Annotated in this window: 18 protein-coding genes; 16 read left to right on the top strand and 2 right to left on the bottom strand. The window is 60.8% G+C overall.

The features are described 5' to 3' along the window. The 12 genes from G454_RS0108110 to G454_RS0108050 all read left to right on the top strand — a co-directional run. Window positions 1–639, top strand: a 639-nt coding sequence (locus G454_RS0108110; RefSeq protein ID WP_027718220.1) for a DinB/UmuC family translesion DNA polymerase, incomplete at its 5' end; no start/stop codon positions are given. Next, window positions 629–973 (top strand): hypothetical protein, encoded by a 345-nt coding sequence (locus G454_RS18330; RefSeq protein WP_051276095.1) that lies wholly within the window; start codon window positions 629–631, stop codon window positions 971–973. The genes G454_RS0108110 and G454_RS18330, both read left to right, overlap by 11 nt. A 13-nt stretch (window positions 974–986) precedes the next feature. After that, on the top strand, window positions 987–1,661 hold the full coding sequence (locus G454_RS0108100) for a homing endonuclease associated repeat-containing protein (protein WP_027718219.1): 675 nt from the start codon (window positions 987–989) through the stop codon (window positions 1,659–1,661). Window positions 1,662–1,701: 40 nt separating this feature from the next. Beyond that, on the top strand, window positions 1,702–2,013 hold the full coding sequence (locus tag G454_RS0108095; protein ID WP_027718218.1) for a hypothetical protein: 312 nt from the start codon (window positions 1,702–1,704) through the stop codon (window positions 2,011–2,013). Window positions 2,014–2,120: 107 nt separating this feature from the next. Further along, the gene (locus tag G454_RS0108090; RefSeq protein ID WP_027718217.1) at window positions 2,121–3,101 is read left to right on the top strand and encodes a tyrosine-type recombinase/integrase; all 981 of its coding nucleotides are present in this window, start codon (window positions 2,121–2,123) and stop codon (window positions 3,099–3,101) included. 446 nt (window positions 3,102–3,547) lie between these two features. Next, complete coding sequence (locus G454_RS0108085; RefSeq protein WP_027718216.1) at window positions 3,548–5,473, top strand: sigma 54-interacting transcriptional regulator; 1,926 nt, start codon at window positions 3,548–3,550, stop codon at window positions 5,471–5,473. 148 nt (window positions 5,474–5,621) lie between these two features. Continuing rightward, a complete protein-coding gene (locus tag G454_RS0108080) occupies window positions 5,622–6,485 on the top strand; it encodes a 3-hydroxyacyl-CoA dehydrogenase family protein (RefSeq protein WP_027718215.1) in 864 nt (287 codons plus the stop codon). A 150-nt stretch (window positions 6,486–6,635) separates the two neighbouring features. Continuing rightward, a complete protein-coding gene (locus G454_RS0108070; RefSeq protein ID WP_027718214.1) occupies window positions 6,636–7,415 on the top strand; it encodes an enoyl-CoA hydratase-related protein in 780 nt (259 codons plus the stop codon). A gap of 36 nt (window positions 7,416–7,451) precedes the next feature. Further along, window positions 7,452–8,606 carry an acyl-CoA dehydrogenase family protein gene (locus G454_RS0108065; protein ID WP_027718213.1) on the top strand — a complete coding sequence of 385 codons (1,155 nt, stop codon included), beginning with the start codon at window positions 7,452–7,454 and terminating at the stop codon, window positions 8,604–8,606. A gap of 28 nt (window positions 8,607–8,634) precedes the next feature. Continuing rightward, on the top strand, window positions 8,635–9,810 hold the full coding sequence (locus G454_RS0108060) for a thiolase domain-containing protein (RefSeq protein WP_027718212.1): 1,176 nt from the start codon (window positions 8,635–8,637) through the stop codon (window positions 9,808–9,810). 2 nt (window positions 9,811–9,812) lie between these two features. Further along, the gene (locus G454_RS0108055) at window positions 9,813–10,820 is read left to right on the top strand and encodes a hydroxymethylglutaryl-CoA synthase (protein WP_035107449.1); all 1,008 of its coding nucleotides are present in this window, start codon (window positions 9,813–9,815) and stop codon (window positions 10,818–10,820) included. A 10-nt stretch (window positions 10,821–10,830) separates the two neighbouring features. Next, window positions 10,831–11,250 (top strand): Zn-ribbon domain-containing OB-fold protein, encoded by a 420-nt coding sequence (locus tag G454_RS0108050; RefSeq protein WP_027718210.1) that lies wholly within the window; start codon window positions 10,831–10,833, stop codon window positions 11,248–11,250. 60 nt (window positions 11,251–11,310) lie between these two features. On the opposite strand, the gene G454_RS0108045 is transcribed toward G454_RS0108050, so the two are convergent. Both G454_RS0108045 and G454_RS0108040 read right to left on the bottom strand, forming a co-directional pair. Next, window positions 11,311–13,257: a sigma-54-dependent Fis family transcriptional regulator gene (locus G454_RS0108045; protein ID WP_027718209.1), complete on the bottom strand. Its 1,947-nt coding sequence runs from the start codon at window positions 13,255–13,257 to the stop codon at window positions 11,311–11,313. A 175-nt stretch (window positions 13,258–13,432) separates the two neighbouring features. Beyond that, window positions 13,433–14,572: an acyl-CoA dehydrogenase family protein gene (locus G454_RS0108040; protein ID WP_027718208.1), complete on the bottom strand. Its 1,140-nt coding sequence runs from the start codon at window positions 14,570–14,572 to the stop codon at window positions 13,433–13,435. Window positions 14,573–14,822: 250 nt separating this feature from the next. On the opposite strand from G454_RS0108040, the gene G454_RS0108035 reads away from it, so the two are divergent. The 4 genes from G454_RS0108035 to G454_RS21780 all read left to right on the top strand — a co-directional run bounded on the left by G454_RS0108035 (window position 14,823) and on the right by G454_RS21780 (window position 19,447). After that, window positions 14,823–15,596, top strand: coding sequence for an enoyl-CoA hydratase-related protein (locus G454_RS0108035; protein WP_027718207.1), 774 nt, complete (start codon window positions 14,823–14,825; stop codon window positions 15,594–15,596). Between the two features lie 188 nt (window positions 15,597–15,784). Next, window positions 15,785–16,882 carry a Coenzyme F420 hydrogenase/dehydrogenase, beta subunit C-terminal domain gene (locus G454_RS0108030; RefSeq protein WP_156896709.1) on the top strand — a complete coding sequence of 366 codons (1,098 nt, stop codon included), beginning with the start codon at window positions 15,785–15,787 and terminating at the stop codon, window positions 16,880–16,882. After that, the gene (locus G454_RS0108025; protein WP_051276093.1) at window positions 16,879–18,813 is read left to right on the top strand and encodes a thiamine pyrophosphate-dependent enzyme; all 1,935 of its coding nucleotides are present in this window, start codon (window positions 16,879–16,881) and stop codon (window positions 18,811–18,813) included. Before G454_RS0108030 ends, G454_RS0108025 begins: the two co-directional genes overlap by 4 nt. Continuing rightward, window positions 18,803–19,447, top strand: a complete 645-nt coding sequence (locus G454_RS21780) for an indolepyruvate oxidoreductase subunit beta (protein ID WP_051276091.1) — start codon at window positions 18,803–18,805, stop codon at window positions 19,445–19,447. The genes G454_RS0108025 and G454_RS21780 overlap by 11 nt, the downstream gene beginning before the upstream one ends. Window positions 19,448–19,579 lie beyond the last annotated feature (132 nt).

The raw sequence follows: 19,579 nt of genomic DNA, 5'->3' as shown, positions 1-19,579 counted from the left end.
TTCGGCGTCGGCCCCCGCTACGAGCGGCACTTAAAGTTCCTGAACATCCACACCATCGGCGATCTGGCCAACTTTCCGGTGAGGATCCTGCGGATGCGCTTCGGGGTTTACGGGGAGGTCCTCTGGCGGTGCGCCAACGGCATTGACGAAAGCCCCGTCGACCCGCACTCGCTGGAAAGGGTCAAGAGCATCGGGCAGCAGGTGACCCTGCCCCGGGACTACTACCGGCTTGCGGAGATAAAGGTGGTCATCCTGGAGCTGGCCGAGAAGGTGGCCGAAAGGGCCAGGGGCGGGGGTTACGCGGGCAGGACTGTGGTGCTGTCCTTAAAGGACGCTAATTTTGCTTATCTTTCGCGTATGAAGACCCTTCCCGCGTACACCGACCTGGCTGCGGACGTCTACCGGGCGGCGGTGGAATTACTGGAACGGCACTGGCCGGAGGGCTGGCCCGTGCGCACGGTGGGGGTGGCCCTGGCCGGGCTGACTGCTGGCCCCCCGCGGCAGCTCACCCTTTTTGAGGGAAGGGAGAAGTGGGAGAGGGCCGAGCGGGCCTGCGACTACATCCGCAGCAGGTTCGGGGAGAGGGCCATTTTCCGGGCGGCGTCTTTAACGGGGGCGGGGGTGCGGTATGCGGGATAACCGGCTGTGGGAGGGTCACCGCATCATCCTGCCGGAGGTGCGGGAAAAGGCGATAAAGCACTGCCGGGACTGCCGTTTTCTGGTCAGGGTCCGGGGAAGGGAAGAGGTGCGGTGGGGCTGCGTGGCTGGCCTTCCCCGTTACGGTACCCTGGAGAGGGCGGTTCCGGAAGAGCTGCACGCCGCCGAAGTGCTAAAGGAGGTAGGAAAGGAGGCCCTTGCGGAGGTGCTTTCCCGCGGTGACCCGGAGGCCCGAGCGTGCGGGTTGTTCCTGCCGCGGTGCAGGAAAAAGGCGCTGGTGGCATCGAAAATCAACAGCATGCACTCTGCACGTTGAGGGGAAAATTTTCATGCCCAGAGGAACGAAGCAGACCAGAGAGGAGTGCCTGGCTGCGCTCAGGCGGCTCTCGGAGATTCTTGGGGGGTCGCGGCCGACGGCAGCCGACCTGAGAGGAAAGGCTGGCAGGGAGGCGGGCTGCCCGCGGGAGCACGTGTACTACAGGCTCTTCGGTTCCCTCGAGGCCGCCGTGGAGGCTGCCGGGCTGAGCGATTTGCCCACGGCGAAGCAGAAGCGCCTGAGCGAAGCCCGCGCCGAAGTTCGCAGGCTCTTCGAGGAGGCCTTGGCTGGGAGGAAATTCCTCCTGGAGGGGGAGGCGGTGGCGCTCGTCAGGGATCTCTCTGGGTGCGGCCTCCCGCCGGACGCCAGGAAAGCCCTGCTCCGGGAGGTTTGCCGGGAGAAGGGCGTGCGCCTGGTGTCCCTTCCAGCCAGCGCGGCGCTCCACGCGGTGGCTTCCTGGCTGGCAGGCCAGCCGTGCCGTGGCAGGCTCCCGGAGAGGGAGGCGGTCAGGGCCGCCCTGGGGGAGGAGGCGGCGCGGCTCCTGGAGCTGGCGCTCGAGCTGGGAAGCCTCGCGGCGGCGGCCCGCGCGGCGGGGTGCGAGGTGAACGAAGCGAGCAAAATGGTAATAACTTCCTCAAGGGGAGCGGTTAGGAGGCTTACGGGCAGGGTTCTCGTACGGAGGCAATAAACTTTATGAAAAAAACCTCCGGTAGAAGGAGGGGGCGGATGTGAACAGGGAAAGGCTGGAGACAATGGGCTGGCGGGTCGAGCACACGGGCGGGGGCGTGTTCAACGCCCACAAGGACTTCGCCGCGAGGACGGGGGAAATTATCGGCGTGACGGTCGGGGCGGACTGCGCGGCGGCCCACCGCTCGGGCGGCAGGTTCCTCCGGGCGGCGGAGCTCGGCCCGCAGGCCGAACCGGACGAGGAGGTCCTGCTGCTCACCCCGGGCGGCCCGACCCCGGAGGGGCTCGAGATCCTCGGGGAGGAGGCCCTGCGGGAGGCGGCGGAGGCACTCGAGCTGGTGGAGGGGATCTGAACCGATCCGACGGGGCGGCACGGCGCGGCAAGCCGTGCCGCCCCCTCTTTTTCTCAGGGCTACTAGTGTGTCCCCGAGAAAAAAGTGGGAAGGAGCGTGATCCTCTCGTGAAGCCAAGGCTGTCCCTCGTCGTGAAGAGCACCTCCCTGGCGGATGCGGTCGACGCTTTCCTCCGCTACCACGCCGCCTCCAACTCGCGGCCCTCGACCATCAGGTGGCTCCGCCAGACCCTCTCCCACTTCGGAAAGTGGCTGGAGGCCGAGGGGAGGTCCACCGACATCCGGGAGGTAACGCCGGAGGCCATCGAAGAGTACCTCGCCTCCATGTTGCGCAAGGGCAACAAACCCGCCACGGCGAACAACCGACTCCGCGCCCTGAAGTGCTTCTTTGGCTTCGCACACCGCAGGGGGATGGTCCGCCGCGACCCCGCGGCCGGGGTGAGGTTTGTCAAAGCAACCGAACCTGTGGTGCCGACATTCAGCCTGAAGCAACTGGAAAAGTTGCTGGCCGCCCCCGACAGGGACACCTTCGTGGGCCTGCGGGACTACACGGCCATGCACGTGATGATGGACACGGGCGTGAGGGTGGGGGAACTCCTGGGGTTGCGCAGGGGAGACGTGGAGTTCGACCCCGCGTCCGGCCTGCCTGCGTACCTCGTGGTCCGCAACCCCAAAGCCCGCCGGGAGAGGACCGTGCCGTTGCCGCCGGAGACGGCCCTGGCGCTGACGGAGTGGCTTCGCGCCCTTGACGAGGCCATGCCCGGGTGCGAGTGGCTCTTCCCCAGTTTGAGGGGCGGGAGGCTGGCCGTGCGCAGCCTCCAGCAGAACATCAAGAGGTACGGCGCGCTGGCGGGCATAGAGGGCGTGCGGGTCTCGCCGCACACCTTCCGGCACACGCTGGCCAAGCACTACATCATGAGCGGGGGCGACCTCGCCTCGCTGAAGGAGGTGCTGGGGCACTCCACGCTGGAAATGACCGCCAGGTACGGGAGGCTGTTCGGCCCGGACGTGAGGAAGAAGCTGAGCAAACTCTGCCCGTCCGCGGCCCTGAAAAACCTGCGGAAGGCGGGGAGGACTTTCGGGGAATGAGTAGAAGAGATTATAAAAACCGTACGCGGCCAGACTCGATCTCGCGAAAAAACGTGCGGCGGGCGCTGTTCGCCTTTCTCCGCCCGCGCCGCACTCTGGCGCGCAGGCGCGGGCGGGACGGCGAGCCTGCGGCCCGCGGAGCCGCACGCAGACTGGCGTCGGTCCCCGAAGAACGCCTGTTCGCTGTCGGCGTATGATTCAGGTTCTTGTGGGCGCAAGCCCGTGGGGGTTCAAGTCCCTTCTGCCGCACCAAATCCAGCAACATCAAGGCCTCCGGGGATCGCACACCGGGGGTTTTAGTTTTTATAAGAAGCGCCAAGAAGGATTTTCGGTGGACGGAGTAGAAGTGAACCTATGATGGGTGAAAAAAGGCGGGCGTATTTTTTCAGATATTTCAGCACTTTCCCTCAACCAGGCTACCCTTGAAAAGGTGGGGGTGCCCTAAAATGACCGACGTCAGGATAGGCTTTATTTCCACGTACCCGGAGCTCTCGGCCCTGGCCCAAAAGATTGCCGCCGACCTGGGCCTGGCTCTAGAGGTAAGGGAAGGGGTGCTGGAAGACGGCGTTTCCCATGCCTACCAGCTGGAACACAGGGGCGTGGACGTAATTATCAGCCGCGGGGTAACCGGCAAAAAAATAAAAAAAGAGGTATCTTTGCCCGTTGTGCTTATTGAAATAACGGCCTATGACATTTTGCAGGCCCTCTACGCGGCCAAAAACAGGGGGTCCAAAATAGCCTTCTTGGGCCACAAATCCATGGATTTCAGCCCGGAATTTGACAGCATGACGCAAATCCTTGACGTCTTCGTCGACCGCTTTGGCTACGAAAACATCTACGATATGCAGGAGCAAATGGAAAAAATTCTGCAGGCCAAGTATGATGTAGTGGTAAGCACCGGCCTGTGCGTTTACGAAATGGCCCAGAAGTCAGGTGTCGAGGCCATACTCGTGAAATCCGGCTACAACGCCGTGTACGGGGCCATGAAGCGCGCCGTAGAAATAGTGCAAGGCATCCAGCGGGAACAGGAGCGCCTGGAGAGGTTCAAGGCCGTGCTGGAGCTGACCAGCGACGGCATTTTAATCCTCGACAAAAACCAGCGTGTCTCGTTCATTAATCCTTCTGCGGAAAAGCTCCTCGGCATTGACGCCGCAAAGTTTTTAGGCTGTTCCGCTGACGAGTTGCGCAAGTCACCCCTCCTGGGCCCCCTGCTCAACAAAAATAATAAAATTGCCGAAATCCCCAAAAACGGCGAGCGCAAGCAGTTCTGGGTCAGCAGCATGCCCATAAACATAAAGGGCCAGGAAAAGGGCAGGGTAATTACCTTCCAGAGCGCCAACAAAATCCAGACGCTCGAACAGAACATCCGCAGGCAGCTCTTCAAAAAGGGCCTGGTGGCCAAGTACAAGTTCAGCGACATCGTAGGCAGAAGCAGCCTCCTGCAGGAAACCATCCGCAGGGCCAGGCGATTTGCGGCCACCAATGCCACCATCCTCCTGTGCGGTGAAAGCGGTACAGGAAAAGAGCTTTTTGCCCAGAGCATTCACAACGAGAGCCACCGGGGCCAGGGCCCCTTTGTGGCCATCAACTGCGCCGCCATACCGGAAAACCTCCTGGAAAGCGAGCTGTTTGGCTACGACGAGGGGGCGTTTACCGGGGCCAAAAAAGGAGGAAAAAGCGGCCTTTTTGAACTGGCCCACGGCGGCACCATCTTCCTTGACGAAATATCCGAAATGACCCCCGCCGTACAGGCCCGCCTCCTCCGCGTGCTGCAGGAGCGGGAGGTAATGAGGCTGGGCAGCGACCGCGTGATTCCCGTGGATGTGCGCATAATTGCCGCCACCAACAGGGACCTGGCCCTTGCCGTACAGGAAGGGAGATTCAGGAGCGACCTTTACCACCGCCTGGAGGTGCTTACCCTGGAAATTCCTCCCTTGCGGGCCAGGAAAGAGGATATCGACCTGCTGGCCAATCACTTTATCAGGCAGTTTGCCCTCGAGCAAAACAAGGAGGTACCCACGGTATCAAGGCCGGTGCTGGAGAAGCTGAAGGAGTATGATTGGCCGGGCAACGTGAGGGAGCTGCAGAACGTCATTTACAAGTACGTTCTCCTGTTTGACCCCCACCAGGACGATGAGCGGCTGCTGCTCAGGCTGATGGAGGAGAAGCTGAAAAAGCCGCTTCCGGCCACCCAGTACGACCTGGAGACCATCACCCTGAAGATAGGCAAGCTGGACGAAATGGAAAGGGAGATCATCGCCTACCTGAAGGCAAAGGGCTACACCCATAAGGAGATTTCCAGGCTGCTCGGCACCAGCAGGACCACCCTGTGGCGGAAAGCCAAAGCCCCGCCGGAGTGTTACAAAATGTAACCCTGTGGTTGCATATCGCAACCACAGGGTTTTTTACTTTTGCTCTGCCTTCTATCAAATATCAGGCATTAGTTTTGCAACTGGCTATTTTTATCTCCATGATTGTCCCCGCGGTTGATACAACTAACCCAAGGGGGTGCGTTGGATTATGGTAGAGGTAAAAAAAATATGCGTGGTTGGAGCCGGCAACATGGGGCACCAGATCGCCCTTGCCGCCGCCCTGGCAGGGTACAATGTAAAGTGCACGGATGTAAGCCCGGAAGCCCTCCGCAGGGCAGAAGAGTTTGCAAACAGGTACCTGCCGGAAAGGGTAGCCAAGGGCAAGCTAACCGAAGATGAAGCCAGAGCAGCACGCGGCAGGCTTTCCTTCACACCGGACTTAACTGAAGCCGCCAGGGATGCGGACCTGGTTATTGAGGCGGTAATCGAGAAATTAGATGTCAAGCGCCAGGTGTTCGCACAGCTGGACCAGATATGCCCGCCCCATGCCATTCTGACCACGAATAGCTCTTATATCGTCAGCTCTAAAATTGCCGACGCTACCAGGCGCCCGGAAAAAGTGTGCAACATGCACTTCTTCAATCCGGCCCTGGTGATGAAGCTGGTAGAAGTGGTAAAAGGGCCCCATGTCGCAGAGGAAACCGTCCAAACCGTCATGGCTGTATGCCGGCAAATGGGGAAAGTACCGGTTTTGCTGCATAAGGAAATCTACGGTTTTCTGGTGAACCGCATCGTGCAGGCCATTAGGAATGAGGCCCTTTACCTGTACGAGACGGGCGTGGCCTCCTTTGAGGATATCGACACAGCCGTCGTCCACGGCCTGGGCCACCCCATGGGACCGTTCAGGCTGGTGGATCTTACCGGCATCGACCTGGCGTACTACGTGAGCATGGAACGCTACCGGGAGACAGGCGACCCAAGGCACAAGCCTTCGCCAACTATTGTAGAAAAGTTCTTCAAAAAAGAATGGGGGCGGAAAACGGGGAAGGGATTCTACACCTACTGCACCTAGAAAGTCAGCGTTGCATCGCAAACGGAGGTTTTTAAACTGGATGAGGCGCCGGCAGGCACGCTTGGGGCTGGCTACGCTCTGCGTGGGCGGAGGGCAGGGCATGGCGGCGCTAATTGAAAACACCGCCTGAGGAAAGGGAGGGGAGTTTCCTTGGACTATAAAAACTTGCTCTTTCAAAAAGACGGTTCGATAGCCATTATTACCCTGAACCGGCCAGAGGTGCACAATGCCCTTGATCCCCAGACCTGGGGCGAACTGCGCGCTGCTATTGGCGAATGCCGGCGCGACCCGGAGGTGCGCGTGGTGATCATCACCGGTGCCGGGGGCAAGGCCTTTGCTGCCGGAGCCGACATCCGTGCCCTGCGCGAGCGGCCTGCCTTGGAGGTGCTGAAAGGAGAAGCCCAAGAGGTGCTAAACGAAATCGAAAACCTCGATAAGCCGGTCATTGCCGCTATAGACGGCTACGCGTTGGGCGGCGGATGCGAGCTGGCCCTGGCCTGCGACATCAGGATTGCTACCAGCCGCTCAAAATTTGGCCAGCCCGAGGTTAACCTGGGCATTATTCCCGGCGCCGGGGGGACGCAAAGGCTGACCAGGCTGGTGGGACCGGGCAAGGCAAAGGAACTGATCTTTACCGGCGACATAATCACCGCCCAGGAAGCCAAAGAAATCGGGCTTGTGAACAAGGTGGTCGACAGTCCCGAGGAACTGCTGCCTGCGGCCAAGGCCATGGCGCAAAAAATCATCCAGAAGGGCCCCGTGGCCGTTAGTCTCGCCAAGCTGGCCATTAACACCGGGGCCAACGTCGACTTGCGTTCGGGACTGGCCGTGGAGCGCCTGGCCCAAACCGTGGCCTTTTATACCGAGGACCGCATAGAGGGAACCACCGCTTTTCTGGAAAAGCGCCCGCCGCAATTCCAGGGCAAGTAAGTAATGTAACTTTAACTTTCAGGGGTGAATAAGGCCGTGGACTTTCACATTCCGGAAGAAATTCTTGATATGAAGCGCACCATAAGGGCTTTCATCGACAAAGATGTGGAAGCGTGCAGCAGGCAAATAGAAGAAGAAGACCGCATACCGCCACACCTCATTGATAAGGCAAGGGAACTGGGGCTTTTCGGCATGAGCATACCGGAGGAGTACGGCGGGCTGGGCCTCAGTATGCTCGAGCGCTGCCTCCTCCTGGAAGAGCTGGGCCGGGCCAACATGGGTTTCGTCACCTATATAGCCGCCCATGTGGGCATCGGCACCACCGGCATAGTCGAGCTGGGCAGCGAAGAGCTGAAGAAAAAGTACCTGCCGGCCCTGGCTAGCGGTGAAAAGCTGGGCGCTTTTGCCCTGACCGAACCGGATGCCGGCTCGGATGCCACCAATATCAAGACTACCGCCGTTTTAAAGGGAGATAAGTGGATCCTAAACGGCCGGAAGCACTTCATTACCAATGCCCCTGAAGCCGACGTCTTTACGGTGATTGCCGTAACCGACAGAGAAAAAGGAGCGCGGGGCGGTTTTACCGCCTTCATCGTCGAAAAGGATTTTCCCGGCCTCTCCATCGGCACGATAGAGAAGAAAATGGGCCTCAGGGGTTCGCACACGGCAGAGGTGATCTTTGAAAACTGCGAGGTCCCCAGGGAAAATGTGCTGGGGGAGGTAGGGCGCGGTTACGCCAGCGCCTTGCGCATCCTCAGCAGGGGGCGGGTCATGCTTGCCGCCCGCTGCGTGGGCGCCTGCAACAAGCTCATCGAACTCTCTGCCAGGTATGCCCAGCAAAGGGTGCAGTTCGGCAAGCCCATTGCCAGCTTCCAGGCCATCCAGTGGATGCTGGCGGAAATGGCCACCGAAACGGAAGCCGCACGCTGGTTCACCTACCGCGTGGCCTGGATGGTCGACCAGGGCCTGCCGGTGATCAAGGAAGGAGCCATGGTTAAATTCTTTGCCTCGGAAGTTCTCAACCGCGTGGCAGACAAGGCCGTGCAGATCCACGGCGGCATGGGCTACATGAAGGAGTTCCCCGTGGAGCGCTTTTACCGGGATGCGCGGATAACCCGCATCTACGAGGGGACAAACGAAATCCAGCGCATGATCATTGCCCGGGAGTTGCTCAAAGAGTTTGAAGTGTAATAGCAGGGCCAGCGAAAGAGGTGGTTCCATGGAAGGTGTGGCCATAATCGGCGCCGGGCAGACACGGTACGGCGACTTCCCCGAAAAAGGCTTAAAGGAGCTGTTTGCCGAAGCCTACTTTGAAATGCTCGCCAGCGTCGACCGCGGGTTTGACCCGCAGCTCATCCAGGCGGCTTACATCGGCTGCCTCAGCGCGGGCAGCGGCTTCCAGCTGGGCCAGCTGGCACCGCTGCTCATGGGTCACGTCGGCCTGCCGCACGTGTACGCCGTGCGCGTGGAAAACGCCTGTGCCTCCGGCGGCTACGCGCTGTACAATGCCGCCTGCGCCATTGCCTCAGGCAAGTTTAACTTCGTCCTTGCCGCCGGAGTGGAGAAAATGCGCGATGTTTCCTCCACCAAGGGGCGGTACTGGCTGGGGATATCCGGAGATACCGAATATGAAAGGCTGGCCGGGTTGACCTTTGCGGGCATTTACGCCCTGATGGCCACGCGCTACATGCACGAATACGGCCTAAAGCGCGAGCACCTGGCCATGGTGGCGGTAAAAAACCACCGGCATGCGGTGGCCAATCCTAAAGCGCAATTCCGGCAGGAAATCACCCTCGAAAGAGCTCTCAGCGGACCACCCGTGGCCTACCCGTTCACCGTGTGGGACTGCAGCCCCACTTCAGACGGAGCGGCGGTGGTGCTGCTATGCAACGCCAAGCTGGCCAAAAGCTTTACCGACAGGCCGGTGTACCTGGCGGGTTTTGGCGCCGCCAGCGACTACCTGGCCGTGCACGACCGTCACACCATCACCAGCCTTCATGCCACGCGGAAGGCAGCCGCCGAGGCATACAAGCAGGCCGGCATTGGGCCCGGGGACATAGACTTTGCGGAAGTTCACGACTGCTTCACCATTGCGGAAATAATGGCCTACAGCGACCTGGGCTTTTGCGAGGAAGGCCAGGCCCACCGCCTGCTGGAGGAGGGGGTAACACAGCTGGGGGGAAGGCGGCCGGTTAATGTTAGCGGCGGTCTAAAGGCCAAGGGCCACCCCATTGGCGCCACCGGTTGCGGGATGGCCTACGAGATATTCCGGCAACTGCGGGGGGAAGCGCGGGAACCCAGCAGGCAAATCCCCAACGCCAGGTTCGCCCTTTCCCACAACGTCGGCGGGTCCGGCGGTACGGCGGCAGTTTTCATTTACCGGAGAGGGGACTGACGATGAGCGTAAGCGTGGTTTCCTACGGTGTGTACCTCCCCTACCTGCGCCTAAAAAGGGAGGAGTATATTAGCGCTTGGGGCAGTTGCAGCGCCGAGATAAAGGAAAAAACGGTTATGGATGTTGACGAAGACGTCCTTACCATGGCGGTAGCCGCGGCTAAAGATGCCCTCGAGCATATCGAGGCGGAGCAGGTCAGCGTGCTGGCGCTGGCCTCCACCAGCTTCCCCTACCAGGAGAAGGTCATGGCCGGTACCATTATGGAGGCCCTGGGGTTACCGTCAGACGTTTTGGCCACCCACCACGGCCACTCCACCTTAGCCGGCACGGAAGCCCTGCTTACCGCCTGCAGCCTCCTGGCCCAAGCTGGGGGAAAGTATGCCCTGGTAGTTGTCTCTGACGCTCCTTCTGCCAGCACCGCCCAGGACATTGAGCACAGCCTGGGCGCAGCCGCCTGCGCCTTTGTCCTGGCCAAGGAAGAGCCGGGCCTGGTTCTTGAGGGGGCCTACGGCTATGTCAGTGAGGTTATGGGCGTACGCTACCGCCAGGCCGGTGAGAGGGGCATACGGGACATCGGGGTGAGAAGCTTTGCTGCCCAGGCTTATACCCGGGCTGTGGAGGCCGCCGTAACGGGCCTGTTAAAAAAGCTGGAGTGTTCTTCGGAAGCATACAGGCATGTAGTGCTGCACTACTATGACCTGCGTACAACCGCCTCTCTGGGGAAGAGGCTGGGGTTTAGCGAGGAACAACTAAAAGGCGGGCTGGTTTATGAGCGAATAGGGGACACAGGAGCTTGCTCCACCCTCCTGGGGCTTTGCCAGACAATGGAAAATATATCTCCTGGCGACAGGGTGCTGGTCTGTGCATACGGGGCGGGATCCGGCAGCCAAGCCGTGGGCTTTGTCCTGGAACAAGAGAAGCCGGCCTGCAAAACTCCCCTCTCTGTGCTGCTGGAAAAGAAGAGGTATATCAGCTACACCCATTATCTGAAGCTAAAAGGAGTTATCTAGAGGTGATGCGATGGGCGCCCACATTTCCATCCCCATGTACCAGCGGGCCATACCCCAACGGTACAGGCTCGTCGGCCAAAAGTGCGTAAAGTGCGGCAAGGTCAATTTTCCTCCGAAGGCGGTCTGCAAGTACTGCCTGTCCAGCGCGGAATTCGCACCCGTAAAGCTCAGCGGGCGGGGCACGGTTTATTCCTACACCGTCATTGCCGGGGGAGGCGCCCCGCCGGAATTTGCGGAGATTGCCCGCTGCAAAGGCCGGTACCCCGTAGCGCTCGTCCAGCTGGAAGAAGGACCCGTAATTATTGCCCAGCTGGTAGACGTGCCGGAAGAAGAAGAGATCTTCATCGGCATGCCCGTGGAGGCGGTTTTCAGAAAGATTTACGAGGAAGAGGGGGTAATCCGTTACGGGATCAAGTTCCGCCCGGCGTGACTTGTCGCCCCGGAAAGAGCCAGCTTCCGGGGCCTGCTTCTTCTGCCTGCCCCTGAAACGCTACTCCAGCTCCTTTAGTTTCTTCCACAGGGTGGTTCGGCTAATCCCAAGCATCCTGGCCATTTCATTTTTGCTTCCCTGAAATAGCTTGCTGGCCTGCTGCAGCAACTGCTTTTCCATTTCCTCCAGGCTGCCCAGCCTGACGGTCAGGATGCCGGCCTGGGGAAGCCTGCCGTTTTGCGTCGCGCCGGTAAAGGGGGTACACTCCTGCTTTACCAGCCTCTCCAGCAGCCGGTAAAAGGTGGTATGGCGGTTAACGTCCTCCTCGCCCAGGGCCACGTATCTCTCCACAAAACCTTCCAACTCCCTGACGTTGCCCGGCCAGGGGTATTTTTTCAGCTCCTCCAGCAGCTCATCGTCTATTTGCAGCGCTCTTGTGCTGCCCGGGCCGGCCAGCCGCTCCAGGAAGTGCCGGAAAAGCTCCGGCACGTCTTCAAGCCTCTCCCGCAGTGGGGGAAGGTGGAGGTGGAGGATATTGAGCCTGTAGTACAGGTCGGGGCGGAAGCGCCCCTCAGCAATGGCCCTGGCGAGATCTTGATTGGTGGCGCTCACCACCCTTACGTCCACCGGTATTACCGTTTGACCGCCCAAGGGCATGACCACCTTTTCCTGCAGGACGCGCAAGAGCTTTGCCTGCAGGCCGGGGCTCAGGTCTCCTATTTCGTCCAGGAAGATGGTGCCGCCGTGCGCCAGCACAAACAACCCCTGCTTCCCGCCCTTGCGGGCACCGGTGAAGGCTCCCTCGTCGTAGCCAAAAAGTTCGCTCTCCAGCAGGCTTTCCGGCAGGGCGGCACAGTTTACGGCCACGAAAGGCCCTCCGCGGCGGCTGCTCTCGTTATGGATGCTCTGGGCAAAAAGCTCCTTCCCCGTGCCGCTCTCGCCAGTAATCAAGACGGGGGCATCGGAGCGGGCGTACCTTTTGGCTTCCCTGATCGCCTCCCGGATAACCGCGCTGCGTCCAACGATGTCGCTGAACTTATACCTGGCCACCAGCCCTTTGCCGCCTGTTTCTTCCCTTGCCTTGGTCACCCTGGACCCCATACGGCGCACTTTCTCCGAAATCTGGAAAGTCACAATCAGCCCGTTGCTCATCCCCAGCCTGACGGGCACACGGTTGACCATCAGGGCCGTATCCTCGAGGTAAACGAGGAGGTCCTTTACTTCTTTACCGTCCCCCAGGAGGACCTGGCAGGCGCCGTTTGCCCGGCACACTTCCGCCGCCGGTTTCCCCAGCACCTCAACCGCTTTGATGCCGGTTACTTTTTCGGCCACCGGGTTAAAAATGGTCACCCGCCCGTCTTCCACCGCCAGAATGCCATCGTAAGAACTGCCTAGAATGGCTTGGAAATACCGGCAAAGGCGGATGTCCCGCCTCCGCGCCTGGCATAATTTCAAAGCCTTCTTCAGGGCGTCGCAGACAACTTCCCTGCCGCTTTGCACCAGCACGGCCTTCAAGCCGTAACTGCCGATTTTGCGATAGTCCCCCGGTTCCGTGCAGGCTACCGCTCCTACCCGGTGGTAGAGAACCTGCTCGATAACGTCCTCGGCTTCCTCTCTGGTGCGGTAGGCAAACACCTTAAACTTTACCCCCAGGACCCCGGCAATGCGGTCGAAATCAACCCGCGAGGGCTGGCTTTCAAAGCACAGCAGGGCAATTTCGTGGGCAAACGCCCTTGCCCGCCACAGGGCTTCGGCAAGGTCAAAGCTCGAAGGCTCTGCGGCCACCACAGGTATCCTCAGCTGCTTCTTTAATTCTGCAGCCGTCAGGCCCCTGGCAACTATTCCCTCCACCTTTCCCTCTTTCTCCCATTCGTGCAGCGAGATTATGAGCTCTCCGTGCTCCTCCAAAATAAGGAACTCCGCGTCCTCCATGTTGCCGGTCAGTTTCTCTACCGTGGCGGCAAAATCCTTGCACGGAGCAACCACACCTATGGTTACCCGGTTCACCCGATTTTCCCTCCCGAAACCCACGAGGGAGCACTTATAAATATTTAAAACATTTGGACACCTTGCGCGATGAATCCTGCCGCCCCCAAAAACCAAAACCAGGGGATGGCCTCCTGCCGCCGGAGGGCCGCCCCTGGTTTTTCCGGGAAGGAGCAAACCGACCTGCAGGTGAACTTCATGCCAGGAGGTTCCTGGCAATGACGATTCTCTGGATCTGGTTTGTGCCTTCATATATCTGCAGTATTTTGGCGTCCCGCATCAGCTTTTCTACCGGGTAATCCCGCATGTAGCCGTACCCGCCAAAGATCTGGACGGCATCCACTGTTACCGACATGGCCACATCGGCAGCGTACATCTTGGCCATGGCCCCTATCTTGCTTACGGGCAGTCCCTGGTCGAGAAGCCAGCAGGCGTACCACACCAGGAGGCGGGCCGTTTCTACCTTGGTGGCCATGTCGGCCAGCATGAACTGGATGGCCTGGTTTTCGCAGATGGGCTTGCCAAACTGCACCCTCTGCTTGGAATATTTGATGGCTTCCTCCAGGGCGCGGCGGGCTACGCCCACTGCCGCGGCGCCCACAATGGGCCGGGTCCTGTCCAGGGTCATCATGGCAATCTTGAAGCCCTGCCCTTCGGACCACAGCACGTTTTCCTTGGGCACCCTGACGTCTTCAAAAATTACTTCGGCCACATGGGAAGCACGGTCGCCCATCTTCTTTTCCTTCCTGCCCATGCTTATGCCCGGGGTGTCCCCGGGAACGATAAAGGCCGTGATACCTTTCAAGCCTTTGCTCTTATCCACCGTCGCAAACACGGTGTACAGGGACGCTATCCCGCCGTTGGTGATAAAGCACTTCCGCCCGTTAATCACGTAGTAGTCGCCGTCTCGCACGGCGGTGGTGGAAATGCTGGCCACGTCGGAACCGGCATTGGGTTCCGTAAGGCAGAAGGCAGCCAGCTGCGGCTTGGCGCAGAAGGGCTTTAAAAACTTCTCTTTTTGTTCGGGGGTACCGGCTATTAAAATGGGGGCCAGCGCTAGCCCGTTGGCTCCCAGGGCACCGCTTATGCCCAGGCAACCGTAAGCGAGTTCCTCGGCCACAATGGCGTCGGTGACGTGGTCCAATCCCTGACCGCCGTACTCCACCGGGACCGTGCGGTTCATTAAGCCGAGCGCGTGGGCCTTTTCCACTATGTGCCAGGGGATCTCCTCTTTTTCGTCATACTCGGCAGCTATGGGGATAATCTCCTTCTCCGCAAAGGACCTGGCCAGCTTCCTGATTTGCTCCTGCTCTTCTGTTAGTTTAAAACTGATCATCGGCTAAAGCTTCCCCCCTGCAACCGTATGCTGTTCTGCCTCTCACCCCCTTGCAAGCCGTGTACCAGACCCTGCCCGTCCTCCCGATTGCCCCGCAACACATTAAGTTTAAGTAGTTAACCCCGCGGTTTAAAATTTGAACCACCCCGGAAACTGCCCCTGACCTTAATACATGACCAGGCTTTCCCGAACCGGGGCATAACATTTGCTATGGGTCTATCGCACCAGCTTGTTTTAAGGAGGGGGAAAAGTGCCGTACGCAAAGCTCGTGGTGGAGAGGGAGAACGGCTACCTGGTGGCGACCATTAACAACCCGCCCGTCAATGCCCTGAGCCAGGCAGTGCTAAAGGAGCTGAGCCTCCTGCTTGATGAGTGCTTAAACGATGAGGGAGTCAGGGCGATAGTCTTAACCGGTAGCGGGGAAAAGCTCTTCTCCGCCGGCGCGGACATAAACGAGTTTAAGGATGTCCGGGAGGGCAAGGAACCGGAAATCAGCGGCCAGGAACTGTTCTCGAAGATAGAAAATTACCCCAAGCCGGTCATTGCCGCCCTGCAGGGCAGCTCCTACGGCGGCGGCACCGAGCTTGCCCTGGCCTGCCACCTGCGCATCTTATCCGCCTCAGCTCAGATGGCCTTGCCGGAGGTAAGGCTGGGCATCATACCGGGGTGGGGAGGCACGCAGCGGCTGCCGAGGCTGATCGGGAAAACCCGGGCGCTTCTGGCCATGCTCACCGGCGATCCCATCGGCGCCCAGGATGCTCTCGCCTGGGGCCTGGTAAATAAAGTGGTTCCTGCAGGGGACGTCCTCGCCGAAGCAAAGGCACTGGCCGCCAGGCTGGCCAAAGGGGCACCCTTGGCCATCAGGGAGATTTTAAGGGCCGTCAACCAGGGCCTCAACACCACCATCGAAGAGGGGCTGAAAATCGAGCGCGCCGGTTCGGCGGTGGTCTTCGCCAGCGAGGACGCCAAAGAGGGAAGCTTGGCCTTCTTTGAAAAGAGACCTCCCAACTTTAAGGGAAGGTAGCTTCAGGGCACAAGTATTGCACAGATGAACGTCCTGTTACAAAATGAAACATCTCGCTTATACCGGAGGCAACAGTAGGTTGGTGCCGACGGCTATGTTGGCCCGCCTGCAAAGCGGCCCCCGGCAGCAAGCGCGGTGTGCTTTGCTTAAGTTTACTTCAAGGCCGGCAGCCAATCGGGGTGATAACCTTGCCCGGGGGACCCGGCGATCTCCTGCGCCAGGTTTTGCAAACTGGTCAGTGCGTTAGTTGCGGCCTCTGCCTAGACCTGTGCCCTTACCTTCAGGCCGCCGCCGAAAGGGTGGTTATGATTCACCACTGCGGGCTGGAGGAGGGGAACTGCTTTCGGGTCTGCCCGCGAACTCCAACGGACTGGGAGGAAATGGACCGCCGTGTTTTCGGCGCGCCGCGGGCCGATCACGTGCTGGGCCATTACCGGCAGATTCTTTTCGCCCGGGCCACCGATCCGGTGGTTGCCGCAGCCGGCCAGTACGGGGGAGTGGTGAGCGCCCTGATTATTTTCGCGCTGGATGGCGGCAAGATCCGCGGAGCCGTGCTGACCGCCGGTGCCCCGGGCGAAATGCCGCAACCGGCGCTGGCAGTAAGCCCGGATGAGGTGCTGGCCTGCGCAGGGTCCAAGTATTCCGCTGCACCCTCTCTCCGGGCCCTGCACGAGGCGGCCCGCCGGGGAGTGGAGCCGGTGGCGGTGGTGGGGCGCCCCTGCCAGGTGCTGGCCGTACGCAAATTGCAGGCAGTGCAGGGCATAGAGGCACACCATCTTGCAGGCAGGAAGGTCGCTCTGGTCGTGGGCCTCTTTTGCTTCTGGGCGCTGGAGCCGGGCTTTCACGCCTTCCTGCGGGCCGTAGCCGGGAAGGCCCGTATCCTTAAAGTAGATTTCTCGCCGGAGAGCATGCTGGTCCGCACCGACAGGGGCCCGCTCTGCAAGCCCGTAGAGGAAGTGCGCGGCTTCATACGCCCGGCCTGCCGGGAGTGTTTTGACCCTACCGCGGAGTTTGCCGACGTAGCGGTCGGGTCCACGGAGTACGACGAAGCCTGGAATACTCTGGTCATCCGTAGCAAGCGGGGTGAAGCGCTGGTGAGGGCGGCCCTGGAAGCGGGGGCCATAGAAGTCAGGCCCTACCCGCCGGAGCGGCTGCCAGCTTTACGCGCGGCAGTGCGCAGCAAAAAGCTGCGCGCCCTGGAGGTCCAGGCCTCCCGCGGCGAAAGCTCCTACCTGCTAATTCCCGCCGGCTACCGGCAGGCCCTGACGGGGAGGGATCAACGGTGAGCGCCTCCGGTGTGCGCCTTGACGACCCCGGACGGTCGGTGCTCCTAACCGGAAACGAGGCGGTGGCCCGCGGGGCCCTGGAGGCCGGGATTGCTTACGCTTCCTCCTATCCGGGCTCCCCCTCCGCCGAGGTGCTTGAAGTGCTGGCCGCCCTGGCCGAAGAGCGCGGTTTCTACGCCGAGTGGTCGGTCAATGAAAAAGTGGCCCTGGAGGGGGCGGCAGCGGCCTCCCTTGCCGGCCTGCGGTCCATCTGCATCATGAAGGCCGACGGCCTCAACGTGGCCCTGGACACCCTGACAGCCCTCTCCGCCTCGGGAACCAAAGGGGGCCTCGTGGTGGTAGTTGCAGATGATCCCGGCGCCCACTCCAGCGTCAAGGAGGAAGATTCCCGGTACCTCGGCAAGGTGGCCCACCTGGTCATCCTGGAGCCTGCCGATCCCCAGGAGGCCAGGGACATGACGGTGGCCGCCTTCGGGCTTGCGGAGCAACTGAGGGCACCGGTCATGCTGCGGTGCGTGACCCGGGTATGCCACGCGAGCGGAAACGTGGTCCTGGGAACGCTGCCGCCAAAGCCGGCAGGGAGGCCCCACATCGGCTGCCAGGAACGCTACATAACCCATGTAGCCTACCACCGCATCCAGGAAGAAAGGCTGGCCCAAGCAAGGGAGATCGGGGAAGGCTGGCCCTTCAATGCTTACCAGGGGCCGCCCGAGCCGGAAATCCTGGTAATCACCGCCGGTCCGGGCTACCTTTACGCCCGGGAAGCGGTGGAAGTGCTGGGCCTCGAAGGGCGGGTGGGCATCCTCAAGCTGGGCATGAGCTGGCCCTTGCCGGAAAAGTTTTTGCTGAGGCACCTCAAAAGTGCTTCCAAGGTGCTCTTTGTGGAAGAGGTGGAACCCTTTCACGAGGAAAACGTAGGATACCTGGTGGCGTGCCACCTGGAGGAAGTTTTTCCCCTGGCCCTGTACGGCAAGAAGTCGGGCCACGTGGCCGGGCCGAAAGGTCCCGGACTGGGAGAAATCGACGTCGATACCGTAATCCGGGCCCTGGCCGCACTGGCCGGGATCCCCTACGAGGCACAACCGGGAGACTACGGGCGGGAGGCCCGGGAGCTGGTAAAGAAAATACCGCGCCGCGAGCTGGGCTTCTGCGCCGGTTGCCCGCACCGGGCTTCCTTTTGGGCCCTGAAAACCGCCATCGCCCTAGACGGGCGTGAGGTGGTGGTGCTGGGGGACATCGGCTGCTACACCTTGGGTGCAGGCCGCAGCGGCCACTACCTGATGCAAACCGTACACGCCATGGGTTCCGGAGTAGGCATGGCCAGCGGCCTGGGCAAGCTGGAGCGGCTCGGCTTTTCGCAGCCTGTTGTTGCCCTGGTGGGCGACTCCACTTTCTACCATGCGGCGGTACCGGCCCTCATTAACGCCCGCTACAACCAATCACGCTTTCTCCTGGTGGTTCTAGACAACGGGACCACGGCCATGACCGGGCACCAGCCCCACCCGGGCTCAGGGGTCACCGCCCTCGGCAAGAGGGTGCCGGCCTTAAGCATGGAAGAGGTGGCCGGAGCCTTCGGCATCCCGGTCACGGTACACGACCCCTACGACGTCAAGGGCGCGGTGGAAGCGCTATACCGGCTGCTGCGGCAAGACGGTGTCAGGGTCCTGGTACTGCGCCGCGCGTACGCCCTGCTCACGGCGCGCCAGGAGAAAAAGCCGCGAGTTTATGTAGACCCCAAACGGTGCCTGGGGGACGCCTGCGGCTGCCACCGCTTCTGCAGCCGGGTGTTCGGGTGCCCGGCCAACACCTGGGATGCAGCTCTCGGCCGCGCAAAGATAGACGAAACGGTTTGCACCGGCTGCGGCGTATGCGCGACCCTCTGCCCGCAGGGGGCCATAGTGGTGGAAGAGGTGACCCGAAATGGTGCATAACCTCATCATCACCGGGGTAGGCGGCCAGGGCACGGTGCTGGCGTCGCACGTGGTGGCGGCGGCGGCAGTGGAGTCCGGCTTCCTGGTGGCGGTGGGCGAAACTTTCGGGGCCTCCCAGCGCGGGGGATCGGTAACGAGCCACGTGCGCATCTCGCGGTACCGCCGGTACGGCCCGTTAATCCCGCGCCACCGCGCAACGATCATCGTGGGCTTTGAACCGCTGGAAACCCTGCGGGCCCTTTTAAACTACGGAAACCCTCTAACCAGGGTAATCATGAACCTTCATCCTAACTACCCCCTGGGGGTGTTGAGCGGAGCCGACACCTATCCCGAAACGCAGGCCTTGATGGAAGCGGTGCGGCGCATAAGCGCAGGCGTGCTGGCCTTCAACGCCACGGAAATAGCGCACCATATGGGCAGCCCGGTAGCCGCCAACATGGTTATGACCGGCGCTCTGGCCGGCTCGGAACTGCTACCCATGGCCGTACCCGCCTACGAAAAAGTTATCGGGGAGCTCTTCAGCGGCCCGGCACGGCAGCTCAACCTCAAGGCCTTTCGGGCGGGCGTGCTGGTCGCACGCGGGGATCTGCCGGCAGTTTGGGGGAACCAGGTTGTAAAAGACGGTGGAAAGTAAAACTGCAGGTCTTAACGCGGGAGACGGGGCTGCCCCGGGCAGCCATTTAAACGCAGGTACCACCGTTTCAAAAAGAAACATGAGGTTACAAATTTAAAACAACCCGGCATTTAACTACGCCATCATCTTTCA

The sequence above is a fragment of the Desulfovirgula thermocuniculi DSM 16036 genome (assembly GCF_000429345.1).
Lineage (GTDB): Bacteria > Bacillota > Desulfotomaculia > Desulfotomaculales > Desulfovirgulaceae > Desulfovirgula > Desulfovirgula thermocuniculi.
The sequence above is the reverse complement of the archived record's forward strand: the minus strand, read 5'-3'. Positions and strand labels throughout refer to the sequence as shown.

Bases quoted from the DNA above. Each gene is read 5' to 3' on its own strand.
- G454_RS18330 (WP_051276095.1), top strand. From the start codon at position 629: ATGCGGGATAACCGGCTGTGGGAGGGTCACCGCATCATCCTGCCGGAG.
- G454_RS0108100 (WP_027718219.1), top strand. From the start codon at position 987: ATGCCCAGAGGAACGAAGCAGACCAGAGAGGAGTGCCTGGCTGCGCTC.
- G454_RS0108085 (WP_027718216.1), top strand. From the start codon at position 3,548: ATGACCGACGTCAGGATAGGCTTTATTTCCACGTACCCGGAGCTCTCG.
- G454_RS0108080 (WP_027718215.1), top strand. From the start codon at position 5,622: ATGGTAGAGGTAAAAAAAATATGCGTGGTTGGAGCCGGCAACATGGGG.
- G454_RS0108060 (WP_027718212.1), top strand. From the start codon at position 8,635: ATGGAAGGTGTGGCCATAATCGGCGCCGGGCAGACACGGTACGGCGAC.
- G454_RS0108055 (WP_035107449.1), top strand. From the start codon at position 9,813: ATGAGCGTAAGCGTGGTTTCCTACGGTGTGTACCTCCCCTACCTGCGC.
- G454_RS0108050 (WP_027718210.1), top strand. From the start codon at position 10,831: ATGGGCGCCCACATTTCCATCCCCATGTACCAGCGGGCCATACCCCAA.
- G454_RS0108040 (WP_027718208.1), bottom strand. From the start codon at position 14,572: ATGATCAGTTTTAAACTAACAGAAGAGCAGGAGCAAATCAGGAAGCTG.
- G454_RS21780 (WP_051276091.1), top strand. From the start codon at position 18,803: ATGGTGCATAACCTCATCATCACCGGGGTAGGCGGCCAGGGCACGGTG.